Here is a 12,897-nt window from a genome sequence, read left to right as displayed (position 1 = left end):
CTTAAAGTGCAGCCTCTTTTTTATGGCGGCACTTAACGTAACCGTTTGATAACTCCGCAGGCTAAACGTTTGCCGGCTTTACCAGCAGGCTGGCTGCGGTAATCGTCCGGGTTTTCATGTATAATAACAGTTTTGCCGACAGCCTGTGCGACATGAAACTTGTTGGTAAAAAAACACATTCTGGCATAACCGTTATTGGAGAACAATACCGGAAAATCCCCGGCATGGTTGCCATGGGGCTGATCTGTGGGATTCCAGTGATCACCGGCAGCCTGGAAAGGGTTGGTGGGATCACCCACCTGGCAGCTTTGGTTGGCATGGATATGAAATCCGTGGGGACCAACGGGATCCTGGCCGTTCCAGGCCGGACGATAGGGCGGGAGACCGTATATTTCTACAGTGACCCAGGTACCGCCGGTTACTTCTTGCAAGTACATCACACCGGTAATTTGAGGAGCAAGCGGTCCCCCGTAGATTTCGGCAACACCGGTTATGCCGGAGCAGTAAGCGGTCTGAAACATTTTCATTATGGCACCTCACTTAATAAAGTTGATCAAGCCAAATTCCGCACTGCTATAATATGTAAACCAAAAGAAAACGGTTATTTCTTAAATAATTAAAACAAAAGAGTTTTGCATAAATATACATATATAGAAATAAATATTATATCATTTTACAGTTGACTTATGAATAGGGCTGTTATAATATTAAAAAGAAAAATTGAACATAATGCCTCATCTTAGCATTATAAAGGTGGGGTAGAGGTTGCGGGTTATTAAGAGTACTTGTAATGAGACAGGGAGAGTCGGTGATTTACAAGGAAAGGAATGCCCGCCGAAGTGTTGGGAGTGTCCCGCTCTCAATGCTGGGGTTGTGCCGAACAGGTACAACACTGTCACAGGAGGTATTTCCTTCATATTTCCTGTGGAGCACTATCTTACTATTTTCAGAAGGAAAGGGGGAGGCATATACTTTTGCAAGCAACTGGCGGTATTCCTCTGGTTGTTTTTTGTTTTGATAATATATACTAATAAAGGAGATGTGTTTATGGAATATCAATGGCTTTCTGTTTTACCGCCTGTGCTGGCCATTGGTTTGGCATTAATCACCAAAAGAGTGCTTCCTTCCCTGGCTTTAGGTATTATATCCGGTGCGTTCATTCTCAGCCAGTACCGGCCGGCGGCTACGTTAAATAAAGTATTTAGTATTGCCAGTGAAAAATTAACCGATCCATGGAACTTATCTATTTTATCTTTTCTGGTGATTTTAGGTATTCTGGTTCATCTGGTAACCGTTGCCGGTGGTTCTGCGGCCTACGGCAAGTGGGCTGCCGGCAAAATTAAGTCCAGGTCCGGAGCCCAGTTGGCCACACTGTTTCTCGGGATCATGATTTTTATTGATGACTATTTCAACAGTTTGACCGTTGGTACCGTCATGCGACCGGTGACTGATAAATTCAACATTTCCCGGGCCAAGCTGGCCTATATTCTGGATGCCACGGCTGCACCCATTTGCATTATTGCGCCTGTTTCCAGCTGGGTAGCTACCATTTTGTCAACCATGGGCGATAAATTTAAAACTTCAGGCGTTAATATGGAACCCTTTTCTGCCTTTATCATGACGGTTCCCTTTAATTTTTATGCCTGGTTATCGATTGCCATGATGCTGATTATTATTTTATACAAAATAGATTTTGGGCCTATGGCTGTCCATGAAGATAAAGCCCTCTTAAGCGGGGACTTGGGTGGCTTAAATATAGCTGAGAGCGCTACGGAGGAAGTCAGCCAAAAGGGGACGGTATGGGACTTGGTGATTCCGATTGCCGGCCTGGTGGTGTTTGTGTTAGTTGCCATGACCTATACCGGCGGTTATTTTGACGGCGGCATGACGGTTTTAGATGCAATTAAAAATACTGATGCTGCCAAGTCTTTGCTTTACGGCGGCTTGGCTGCCCTCGCGCTCAGTTTACTGATGTTTCTGCCCAGAGGAGTTGTTGCAGTCGGGCAATTACCCCGGGCTTGCTACAGCGGCTTTAAGGCTATGCTGCCTGCCAACCTGATTCTTATTTTTGCTTGGACCATCGGCGGCATTATCAGTGAACTGGAAACCGGTGTATTTTTGGCTAATCAATTGGGAGATAAACTGCCCTTCTGGGCATATCCTGCCATTGCTTTTATACTTTCCGGCTTTATGGCCTTTGCTACCGGCACCTCCTGGGGGACCTTTGCCATTATGATCCCCATTGCCGTTGATCTGGCCTTGGTGGTAGATCCCCAATTATTGATTTTGTTGATGGCATCCGTACTGGCCGGGGCGGTTTACGGTGACCATTGTTCACCCATTTCCGATACCACTATTTTGTCTTCCACCGGTGCCGCTTGCAAGCATATTGACCATGTTAACACACAACTGCCCTATGCTTCGCTGGTGGCTGGTATATGCTTTGTTGGCTACATTATCTCGGCTTTTCTGACAAGGATCACAGACAGCCTGCTGTTAAATGCTGCTTTCTCGATGATTATTTCACTGGGCCTGTTGGTCATTGCCATGAATTACTTGCATCGCATAAAAGCAGCCAGAGAGGCCAAAAGCAAAGTATCCGTAGTATAAGAGCCTCCAAAGCGAAGGGGGCAAGCAAACCTTACCATGCCGGTGTGCTGATCGGGGTTAAAGGAGGTTGTGCCCACAGCCTAGGAGCTGTCTCTAAAGGGTAACTCCAGATAACTGAAGCCACAAAATAAACAGAAAAGCATCCCGTTTCGCGATTAAAAGTGGGGCGGGATGCTTGTTTTTCATGTTATTTTGACATGAAAGCGGGGCTTCAAAATTGGAAAATGACCATTGAGAAAGCCCTTATCTTATTTAATTATCTTAGGTTAATGTCAGCAATCTGTTGCTTGTTTTTTCCTCGGATCGCTGTTAAAATATCTTAATTAACTCCGGCCTAAGTACCACATAAAGGGGATAAATTCATGAACGTTAGAGCGTATTCCGAAACGACAAAGCCAACATCGTCCGGTTGGACGGGTTTTTTACACTTGCTGATTGTTTATATTGTTTGGGGCAGCACCTATTTGGCGATCCGCGTGGCAGTTGGTCAAGAAGGCGGTTTTCCGCCTTTTACCATGGGCGCACTACGACTGCTGCCGGCCGGTTGTCTGTTGTTGCTGGGATCGTTTTTGTTCAGGCAAGCCCTTAAGCTGTCCTGGCAGGAGCTGAAGATATTGGCGGTGTCCGGTGTCTTTCTCTGGCTGGGTGGAAATGGTCTGGTCATGTGGGCGGAACAATATGCTGACTCAGGTTATGCAGCTTTGCTGGTGGGCACCACGCCCATGTGGGTAGCGTTAGCGGAAGCGGTGCTTGACAGAAAGGCGCCTGCCAAGCTGTTAGTACTATCTCTTTTATCGGGTTTTGCAGGTATAGTTGTTTTATCGTTACCTGTACTGCGACATGCTTCACAAGCCAATATTTTAAGTATTACGGCCTTACTATTGGCCCCCCTAAGCTGGGGGATGGGTTCGTTGTTGCAACGCAGGAACCCGGTTTCTTTAAGCCCGGTAGTAAGCTCCGGCTACCAGCAGATTTTTGGCGGTCTGGGTTTTGCCATGCTGGCTTTGCTGCTGGGTGAACCGATGCCCAATCCATCTGCTGAGGCCTGGTGGGCTTTTGTTTATTTGGTTGTGTTCGGTTCATTGCTGGCCTTTACTTCATATATTATGGCCTTAAGGCTGTTGCCCACCGGCATTGTTATGACTTACGCTTATGTTAATCCCGTGGTGGCAGTATTTTTAGGCTGGTTAATATTACATGAGCCAATCAGTTTGTGGACTATCGGTGGTACTACCCTGGTTCTGCTGGGGGTTGCCGGTACTTTTCGCAATCAAAATGTAAAGGTTAAAGTTAACCCAGTTACAAAGGCAACAGCAACTGTTAATAAATAATTGACCGGCCAGGGGGGCCGGTCTCAGAGCGTCGACATACATTATCGGTGGTTTTATGATCCCTTTGGCTCCCGGTCTACGCACCGACAGCACTATGATTCGCTACGGTCGCCCTTGGGGTCGCCTCAAACGGTCCATCCTGGCCCGGTTCGGCTGGCGCCCACGTCCTGTGGGCGCCACCCCAATGGCTCCTTTCGCTCATCAAGTGCTGTTAGCGGTGCTTCGACAAGTCGCCGGCAGGGGATCATAAAACCACCTCATTTTGTTTCACAACCGTTGTTTACAGTCTGTGACCGGCCAGGTGGGGCCGGTCTTTTGTTAGTCTATTCTTTGCTTGCTTCTCTAAAAGCAGCTTTGATTTTGGCCATGCGTTTTAGATCAGCTTTTTCATCAGCTTGCCGGCTGCCGGTAGTACCGGGAAGCCAGCTGTCGTTATTATTGGGTTGCTTGGTTGGTATATCATTGTTTGGCTGGCTGTCTGCAGGTTGCGATGTTTCAGGTGTTGGTAAAAACGGTGTTTTGTATTTTTCTGCTGCAGCAGGATCAATCCCGTTGGCGTTATGCAGGGTACACGTTTTTACCGGCGCTCGCAGGGCATAATCTGCTACATTGGACGGCACTGCGTAAGGAAGTTTAATTACCACTTTGGTAATCCGCTCCGGACAAAATTCATTGGGCAGATCGCCGGTGGTAGCACAAACCTCCATCACCTGATGCAAATTATCCGTTTCTGTGGGAACCGTACCGGCTGCAAACAAATCGGTAACCAGATGGTCCGGCGGGGTATTGGGTCCCGGCAGCAAACCGGATTTGCTGTCTACGGTAGCAGTAACAATACCTTCAGGTTTGTTAAACGGGCGAACGGGCACGTCCGCTAATACTTTACTCATAACCTCCCGCCAGATCATGGCCGGGTAAATACCTCCGTATGCCTGGGGCATTTTCTTTGGCGCATCATGTCCAATCCAGACAGCACCAACCAGTTCCGGGGTGTAGCCGATAAACCAAATATCTTTGCCTTCATCTGTAGTGCCGGTTTTACCCGCTACCGGTCTGGCGCCAAGATTAGCCCGGGTACCGGTGCCGGACTGTACAACCGAGCGCAGCATATCTGTGATCAAATAAGCAGTAGTGGCTTTCATAACCCGTTTCTTCTCGGGTTTAAACTCGTCAAGCAGAGTACCGTCAGGACCTTCTACCCTGGTAATGGCATGGGGCTTGACATAGATTCCCTGGTTGGCGAAGGCACCATAGGCGCCTGCCATATCCAGCGGCACTACCCCGGAACTGACCCCGCCTAACGCCATAGCCAGGCCGTCCCGATTGGCATCCAGCGTGGTAATGCCCAATTCATGGGCAAATTTTACCGCTTTTTCCAGGCCGGTTTGCTGCAGCAGTTTGATGGCTACGATGTTAACCGAATGCGTTAAAGCGGTACGCATGGTAATTAAACCCCTAAAATTACCGTCAGCGTTTTTAGGGCTGTAATTGCCAAAACTGGTAGGTATGTCATCAATCACTGACGCAGGTCCCAGGCCATTAAATTCAATGGCCGGGCCATAAGCTACGATAGGTTTAATGGCTGAACCGGGTTGGCGTCCTATTTTGCGTCCGTCGGGCAACACCTGGTACTGGGTAGCCCGGTTAAGCTGCCGCTGTTGCTTGTGTTCTCTGCCGCCGACAATTGCTCTCAGGTAGCCTGTACCCGGCTCCATAAAGACGGCCGCACCCTGGGGTTGGAGCAAGCCGTTTTTGTCAGGCGGGTAATTAGGAAAGTTTTTTGCATTAGCCATGGCTGTTTCGGCTGTTTTTTGAATTTTTGGGTCCAGGGTGGTGTAGACCTTAAGCCCGCCCTTATAAACCATATCGGGACCGTATTTTTGCACTAACTTTTCCGTCACATAATCAATAAAGTAAGGGTAGGGATACCTGGAAGTCGGCATTTGGGTGCCGTCCGGCAGTGGTTTGGCCGCTGCTTCCTGGCGCTGTTGTTCGGTGATTTTGCCTGCTTCTTTCATACGCAGTAATACTGTATTGCGACGGTTTAGCGCCAGATCATAATCTTTTTGCTGTTTTTCCAAATCTTGTTGTTTGTTTTTATCAAGTTTTTGTTTATTTGCATCCTCCTCAAGGGAGGAAACACTGTCCAGATAGCGGGAATAAACTGACGGAGCCTGGGGCAGCCCGGCCAGAAAAGCGGCTTCCTCCAGGGTCAGTTCATCTTTTTTCAGGTCTTTGCCAAAATAGGTTTGGGCAGCGGACTGAATACCGTAAGCACCTTGCCCAAAATAAATTTTATTGAGATACATTTCAAAGATTTCGTCTTTGGTAAAATGCCTTTCGACCTGCAGGGTTAAGACAATCTCCTGCAGCTTTCTTTTAATGCTGCGTTCCGGCGATAAATATGACAGCTTAACTAATTGCATGGTAATTGTACTAAAACCTTCTCGAATCTCGCCGGAAGCAAGGTTTTTAAACAATGCCCGGCCCAAACTACGAAAGTTAATACCGTGATGGTCATAAAAGCGGTCATCTTCAGTGGCCAGAAAGGCATCTTTTACCACTTGCGGCACTTCGTCCAACTTTATGGGTTCGCGGTTTTCTGTGCCGATTCTGGTGACTAAGTTTCCGTCCTTATCATAAACAGAAGTGGGCACCATATTCTCCAGCGATGCCGGATTAAATGCAGGCATATCTGATAACGCATAGGCCACATAACCCAGGGAAGCAATACCGCCAAGCAAAAATATAAAAACCGCTATCAGGAACATTAAGCGACCGGGCCGGAGCCTTCGGCTTTTGCGTCTGGTCAAAAGAATCTCTCCTTTATGGAAGATTAAAGCTCAACGATAACAGAATTATAACACAGTTGCCGGTTTTCTTGACAGACATTTTATTATTCTTGTCACATACTGCTGGCTCTGGTATAATTATTAAGATTTTGCAGGGCTATACTGTAATTGCTAAACAAGTTTTGCAGTAGTTTCTTGAAAGGAGTTTAGTAAATGCTAGACCTTCAAAAACAGTTGGAAATCATTAAAAGAGGCACGGCTGAAATTGTGCCTGAGGAGGAACTGGTTGAAAAATTAAAAAAATCAATTGCCAATAATAAACCTTTACATATAAAACTGGGTCTTGACCCTACAGCGCCGGACATTCACCTCGGGCATACGGTAGTGTTGCAAAAACTCAGACAGTTTCAGGAATTAGGTCACCAGGTTACCATTATTTTGGGCGATTATACCGGTCGCATCGGCGACCCGACCGGCAAATCGGAAACTCGTAAGCAGTTAACCGAGGAAGAGGTGTTGGCTAACGCTCGCACTTATGAACAGCAGATATTTAAAATACTGGATCCCCAAAAAACCAAAGTACAATTTAACAGTACCTGGCTGGCTCCGTTAAAATTTGCCGATGTGATCAGATTGGCGGCTACCACCACTGTGGCCAGGATGTTGGAAAGGGAGGACTTTTCCAAACGATTTAAAGAAAATCTTCCTATTAGTATACATGAATTCTTTTACCCTTTGATGCAAGGTTATGATTCGGTAGCTCTGGCGGCTGATATTGAGCTGGGCGGTACGGATCAAAAGTTTAATTTATTAATGGGGCGTACATTGCAAAAAGAGTTTGGCCAGGAACCCCAGGTAGCCTTGATGATGCCGATACTCGAAGGCTTAGATGGCGTTAACAAGATGAGTAAAAGCCTGGGCAATTATATCGGTATTGATGAACCACCGCAGGAAATGTATGGCAAAACCATGTCTCTTCCTGATGAATTAATGGTAAGGTATTTTGAGTTGGTGACACCGGTTCCCTTATCTGAAGTGAGGGCCATTGCCAGGGGATTAGAAGAAGGGACACTTCACCCCAGGGATGTTAAAATGCGCCTGGCACGAGAAATTGTAACTTTTTACCATGGAGCAGCAGCAGCTCAGCAGGCTGAAGAACATTTTACAAAGGTATTCCAAAAACGAGAATTGCCTGATGAAATAGAACAGTTCACTGTTACTTCAGACCTGTATGAAGAAGGATTGGTATCCTTGCCCAGGCTGCTTACCAAAGCAGGTTTGGCAGCCAGCAACAGTGAAGCCCGTCGGCTGATAAAAGAAGGTGCGGTAAAAATAGACGGAGCCAGGGTGGCTGATCCTAACTGGCGTTTTCAGCCTGAGGAAGGAATGGTAATCAGGGCCGGTAAGCGTCGGTTTGCTAAACTATCCCTAAAATAACAGACAAGTTGCTGAGGATTATCACCTTTTGCTTCACCTCCACATATAGATATCATGTGGAGGTGAATGTTTTGTTTAAAAGGCAAAGACAAGTGTCCGGAAAACTCTTGGCGTTGCTGCTGCTGCTGGGCTTGGCAATTGTTTTTATATTTATTGATCGCTGCCTGCAGCCAACTCTGTTTGCTATTGCCAGGGTGCAAGCCATTCAAGCCGCCACGGAGATTATAAATAAATCAGTCATGGAACATCTGGCCCGACAACATGTTGAGTATCGGGATATAGTGCAAGTTCACAAAGACGACCGGGGAAAGATTGTGCTGGTGCAGGCGGATACCATTAAAATAAACCGTCTGTCAAATGAAATTACTTTAAACATTCAAGAGCAATTTCGGCAGTTGGACAATGAAACCATCAGAATACCTGTCGGTCAATTGTTAGGTATCCGTTTAATGGCTGCTTTGGGGCCGCAGCTAAGCGTTCGTATGATTCCCCTGGGGATTTTACGAGTGGATATTATTGATAAGTTTGAAGGTGCAGGTATTAACCAAACCAGACACCTTATATGGCTGGATCTTAATTCGGAATTTCAAATTGCTGTTCCTTTGTATAAAGAAGTATTTAAGGTACACACCAAGGTACCACTGGCCCAAGATATTATTGTAGGCGACGTGCCGCCGGCAATTCTAACCCTGCCGGGCGGAGTGTTGGGCAATTAAAAAATAACTGTGAAAAAATAAATTTATCAGTAAAATAATCTTCATGTGATATAATTTTGAGCAAGGCATTAAAACATAAGGTGAACAGAAGGAGCGGAGTAATGGGTAAAAGCCTTAAATTACAAGATAAATTTACTTTTTCTTGTCATGCCCAATTGGCTTGTTTTAAAAAATGCTGCCGGGATATAAATATTTTTTTAACTCCTTACGATGTATTGCGGATTAAGAATTATTTAAAAATATCCTCTGAAGAATTTTTAACCGGCTATACTCATGTCTTAAGAACACCTAAAGTCGGGTTTCCGGTGGTTATTCTTAAGATGCGGGAGGACAACCTGGTTTGCCCTTTTATTTCTGATGTGGGATGCACTATTTATCAGGTGCGCCCGTGGTCTTGCCGTATGGCGCCCTTAGAGGTGAGGGGGGTCGGGGAGTATGGTGTTGCCTTTGATCAAGCCCGTTGTCTTGGCCTTAATGAAACCAAGGAATGGACTGTTCAGGAGTGGATGGATAACCAGGGGTTAGCTGCCTATGAAGAGCCGGAAAAATATTTCAGCCAAATACCTTCTAAAATTAAACTAACCGGCGCAAAAGAGCTGGATTCATTTATTATGCAAATGATTTTGTTGGGTTGTTATAATCTGGATGAATTTAGAAGCATGCTAAGGAGTCATCCCGTTTTAACACAGGATGTTGGGGAACTTGAGTTGCAGCAAATCATGTCTGATGATGTTGCTTTAATGAAATTTGCCTTTAAATGGTTGCCGGAACAGCTTGGCAAACTGCAAAATTTATTACAAATCAAACTGATTTTAAATAAAAACAGTTAAACTGTGTTGGCAGGGGTTACCAAACCACCCTGCTCATTTTATTTTGGCTCTAAAATAAATGTTGGGGTGACAGGAAAAAGAAAAGCATTTGGTCGAATACCTTAGTCGCCAAACCAAACCCTCAAAGAGGAGGTATTCTTCCAAATGCAATTTCAGTCTATCAGAAATTTTATTAATTTGAAAGATGTTATTATTAGCAATGTTGAGCATTTTGACAGCCACTCTGAAATCTCTCTATCAATGCCCGTTAGACCCCATAAGTGCCCTGCTTGTGGGACATTAACTAAATCTATCCATGACTACCGAACTCAAAAGATTAAGGATATTCCCTGGCTAAATAAACCCCTTTACTTAATATATCGCAAGCGACGATATAACTGCCGTAAATGTAACAAGAAGTTTTACGAACAAGTTGACTTTGTCGGTAAATATCAAAGAATGACTAAACGACTGATTATGGCCGTTGTGGATAGGCTCCGCTCAAACTCCAGTATGTGCTCTGTCGCTGATGATTTTTCTCTCTCTCCATGTACTATCACTAGAATCCTTGATTACCTATCCTATAGCCTTAAGGAATTGCCTACTGTCCTCTCTATTGATGAGTTTAAAGGCACTACTGACAAAGGTAAATACCATTGCATTCTGGCTGATCCCATTAGTTCCAAAGTCCTTGACATCCTTGAAAGCCGTACCCAGGATTATCTGGTTAGCTACTTTAAAAAGTTTAATAATCTCGATAAGGTTAAGTATGTTGTTATTGATATGTGGGGCCCTTATAAGCGGGCTGCCGAACTGGTTTTTCCTAACGCTACGATTGTTATTGATCGCTTTCACTACGTCAGAAACTGCATTTGGGCTATTGATAAGGTCAGAAAACGTGTTCAGCAGTCTTTACCTTATGAAAAACGCCGATTTTTAAAATTCAGCCGTAGACTCCTTCTCTCAAGACCCGATAAGTTAAGCGATGATTCTAAAATCAAATTGGCCAACATCCTTCGTTTTAATGATGAACTTAGAGTTTCTTATCTTTTGAAAGAACAGTTCATGGATTTTGTAAAGGCAAGTTCCTCTGTTGAAGCAGAATCAAAACTTAACCGGTGGCTAAATCTCGTTAAACAACATAAAATCAAAGAATTTTACTACCTGGCTAATACAATCGTAAACTGGAAAACTGAAATTCTAAATTCATTTGATGTCCCTTACTCAAATGGGTGTATTGAAGGCTACAACAACAAAATTAAAGTCATCAAGCGTAATGCTTTTGGTTTTAGAAATTTTAATAGATTCCGCTCACGTATTCTTCACTGCTGCGCTTAATTTTGGACATAAAAATATGGCGACAGGTATCCGTAGACACCTGTCACCCCAACATTTGACATAGAGCCTAAAAATTTTAATGATGATCACCGCTTGGTACCCTTTCAGGCAGACCCTCGGGCTTTCTGTAGACACCCCGCGGTACATAGTGGGTGTGCAACAGCTTATGGGATTTTTCGCCCAGAGGTTGACCCAGGAATTCTTCGTAAATTGCTTTAATGGCCGGGTTTTCGTGAGATTTGCGGATAGGCAGGTCTTCGTCAGCCTTATAGATACCACCGATACGCTTGAGGCGTACTTCCAGGTTGGTGGGGATGGGCTGGCCGCCGCCGCCGATGCAGCCACCGGGGCAGCACATGATTTCAATAAAGTGATAATCTGCTTCACCGGCCCGTATTTTATCCAGCAGCTTGCGGGCATTGCCCAAAGTGTGAGCAACCGCCACTTTAACGTCCAGGTCGCCAACTTTTAGAGTGGCTTCTTTAATACCTTCCATACCGCGAACCGGAGTTAAGTTGATGTCCGGCATCGGTTCTTTGGTAATTACTTCGTATACGGTACGTACGGCAGCTTCCATAACACCGCCGGTAGCACCAAAGATAACCGCAGCACCGGTGGAAAGACCCATGGGAGCATCATAATCCTCATCCGGCAGATTTTCCCAATCAATGCCAATTTCCCGCAGCATGCGACCCAGTTCACGGGTAGTCAGTACAACGTCAACATCCTGATAACCGCTGTCTTTCAGTTCATCTCGCTGGGCTTCAAATTTTTTAGCGGTGCAAGGCATGATTGATACGCTGACAATACTGGCGGGGTCAATACCTTTCTTTTCAGCATAGAAGGTCTTAACCAGGGCGCCAAACATTTGCTGGGGTGATTTACAGGTGGACAGGTGAGCCAGCAGGTCAGGATAGTACATTTCAATATATTTAATCCAGCCGGGGCTGCAGGAGGTAATCATTGGCAGCACGCCGCCTTCGGTAACACGCTTAATAAACTCGTTGCCTTCTTCAATAATGGTAAGGTCGGCTGTGAAGTCAGTATCCATTACGCTGTCAAAGCCCAAGCGACGCAAGGCTGCTACCAGTTTGCCGGTGCTGACGGTGCCGGGCTCCATGCCAAATTCCTCAGCAATGGCTACACGCACGGCCGGTGCGGTTTGCACCACCACGTGTTTGGTGGGATCATCCAAGGCTTGCCATACTTTACCGGTATCGTCCACTTCGGTAATGGCGCCGGTGGGGCAGACCAGGGAGCACTGGCCGCACATGGTGCAGTTAACATCCATAAGGCCCTGATTAAAAGGAGGAGCAACAATGGTTTCAAAACCGCGGTTTACCGCACTGATGCACTTAACGCCCTGTACCTTTTCGCAAACAGCTACACAACGGCGGCACAGAATGCATTTACGGGGATCCCGGACAATTGAGGGTGACGAACTGTCAATATCGTCCTTGCTGTGGCTTTGGGCCGGTCTTACGAAACGTATTTCTTTAAGACCCATGGCCTCTGACAAAGCTTGCAGTTCACAGTTGTTGTTGCGCAGGCAGGTATTGCATTCCTGCGGGTGGTTGGATTGAATCAGTTCCAGGGTCATTTTGCGTGAAGCCCGTACGGCCGCAGAATTGGTTTTGACAACCATTCCTTCGGCCACGGGAGTTACACAGGCAGCCTGCAGGGCCCGGGCACCCTGGACTTCAACCACGCAAATACGACAGGCGCCAATGGCATTAATTTCCTTCATATAGCAAAGGGTAGGAATATTAATACCAATTTTTTTGGCAGCTTCTAAGATGGTTGAACCCTGTTCAACTTCAACTTTTATATTATCAATCGTCAGTGTTACGGTTGCCATGCCTTT

General features: G+C 45.8%; 10 protein-coding genes and 1 riboswitch. Of the genes, 7 read left to right on the top strand and 3 right to left on the bottom strand.

What is annotated here, in order from left to right; genetic code table 11:
- Positions 1 to 32: 32 nt before the first annotated feature.
- A complete protein-coding gene (locus DESHY_RS02045) occupies positions 33 to 527 on the bottom strand; it encodes a superoxide dismutase family protein (RefSeq protein WP_008410073.1) in 495 nt (164 codons plus the stop codon).
- Between the two features lie 224 nt (positions 528 to 751).
- Positions 752 to 943, top strand: a riboswitch (Lysine riboswitch).
- Positions 944 to 1,047: 104 nt separating this feature from the next.
- Here DESHY_RS02045 and DESHY_RS02040 point away from each other — a divergent pair.
- From DESHY_RS02040 to DESHY_RS13435, 3 genes are all read left to right on the top strand, one after another.
- Positions 1,048 to 2,610: a Na+/H+ antiporter NhaC family protein gene (locus DESHY_RS02040; protein ID WP_008410072.1), complete on the top strand. Its 1,563-nt coding sequence runs from the start codon at positions 1,048 to 1,050 to the stop codon at positions 2,608 to 2,610.
- A 362-nt stretch (positions 2,611 to 2,972) separates the two neighbouring features.
- Positions 2,973 to 3,941, top strand: a complete 969-nt coding sequence (locus DESHY_RS02035) for a DMT family transporter (protein WP_008410071.1) — start codon at positions 2,973 to 2,975, stop codon at positions 3,939 to 3,941.
- Between the two features lie 55 nt (positions 3,942 to 3,996).
- Positions 3,997 to 4,191, top strand: coding sequence for a hypothetical protein (locus tag DESHY_RS13435; RefSeq protein WP_008410070.1), 195 nt, complete (start codon positions 3,997 to 3,999; stop codon positions 4,189 to 4,191).
- 73 nt (positions 4,192 to 4,264) lie between these two features.
- Here DESHY_RS13435 and DESHY_RS02030 read toward each other — a convergent pair whose 3' ends face one another.
- A complete protein-coding gene (locus tag DESHY_RS02030; protein ID WP_008410069.1) occupies positions 4,265 to 6,754 on the bottom strand; it encodes a transglycosylase domain-containing protein in 2,490 nt (829 codons plus the stop codon).
- Positions 6,755 to 6,946: 192 nt separating this feature from the next.
- On the opposite strand from DESHY_RS02030, the gene tyrS reads away from it, so the two are divergent.
- From tyrS to DESHY_RS02010, 4 genes are all read left to right on the top strand, one after another.
- Positions 6,947 to 8,170 carry a tyrosine--tRNA ligase gene (gene tyrS, locus DESHY_RS02025; RefSeq protein ID WP_008410068.1) on the top strand — a complete coding sequence of 408 codons (1,224 nt, stop codon included), beginning with the start codon at positions 6,947 to 6,949 and terminating at the stop codon, positions 8,168 to 8,170.
- 71 nt (positions 8,171 to 8,241) lie between these two features.
- Positions 8,242 to 8,886: a sporulation protein YunB gene (yunB, locus tag DESHY_RS02020; RefSeq protein WP_008410067.1), complete on the top strand. Its 645-nt coding sequence runs from the start codon at positions 8,242 to 8,244 to the stop codon at positions 8,884 to 8,886.
- 101 nt (positions 8,887 to 8,987) lie between these two features.
- Positions 8,988 to 9,716, top strand: coding sequence for a YkgJ family cysteine cluster protein (locus tag DESHY_RS02015; protein ID WP_008410066.1), 729 nt, complete (start codon positions 8,988 to 8,990; stop codon positions 9,714 to 9,716).
- Positions 9,717 to 9,860: 144 nt separating this feature from the next.
- Positions 9,861 to 11,033 carry an ISL3 family transposase gene (locus tag DESHY_RS02010; protein ID WP_008410065.1) on the top strand — a complete coding sequence of 391 codons (1,173 nt, stop codon included), beginning with the start codon at positions 9,861 to 9,863 and terminating at the stop codon, positions 11,031 to 11,033.
- A 76-nt stretch (positions 11,034 to 11,109) separates the two neighbouring features.
- Here DESHY_RS02010 and DESHY_RS02005 read toward each other — a convergent pair whose 3' ends face one another.
- Entirely contained in the window at positions 11,110 to 12,891 is a 1,782-nt protein-coding gene (locus tag DESHY_RS02005) for an NADH-dependent [FeFe] hydrogenase, group A6 (protein WP_008410064.1), read from the bottom strand.
- Between the last annotated feature and the right edge of the window lie 6 nt (positions 12,892 to 12,897).

Source organism: Desulforamulus hydrothermalis Lam5 = DSM 18033 (assembly GCF_000315365.1).
GTDB lineage: Bacteria > Bacillota > Desulfotomaculia > Desulfotomaculales > Desulfotomaculaceae > Desulfotomaculum > Desulfotomaculum hydrothermale.
The sequence above is the reverse complement of the archived record's forward strand: the minus strand, read 5'-3'. Positions and strand labels throughout refer to the sequence as shown.

Bases quoted from the DNA above. Each gene is read 5' to 3' on its own strand.
- DESHY_RS02045 (WP_008410073.1), bottom strand. From the start codon at position 527: ATGAAAATGTTTCAGACCGCTTACTGCTCCGGCATAACCGGTGTTGCC.
- DESHY_RS02040 (WP_008410072.1), top strand. From the start codon at position 1,048: ATGGAATATCAATGGCTTTCTGTTTTACCGCCTGTGCTGGCCATTGGT.
- DESHY_RS02035 (WP_008410071.1), top strand. From the start codon at position 2,973: ATGAACGTTAGAGCGTATTCCGAAACGACAAAGCCAACATCGTCCGGT.
- DESHY_RS13435 (WP_008410070.1), top strand. From the start codon at position 3,997: ATGATCCCTTTGGCTCCCGGTCTACGCACCGACAGCACTATGATTCGC.
- tyrS (WP_008410068.1), top strand. From the start codon at position 6,947: ATGCTAGACCTTCAAAAACAGTTGGAAATCATTAAAAGAGGCACGGCT.
- DESHY_RS02015 (WP_008410066.1), top strand. From the start codon at position 8,988: ATGGGTAAAAGCCTTAAATTACAAGATAAATTTACTTTTTCTTGTCAT.
- DESHY_RS02010 (WP_008410065.1), top strand. From the start codon at position 9,861: ATGCAATTTCAGTCTATCAGAAATTTTATTAATTTGAAAGATGTTATT.
- DESHY_RS02005 (WP_008410064.1), bottom strand. From the start codon at position 12,891: ATGGCAACCGTAACACTGACGATTGATAATATAAAAGTTGAAGTTGAA.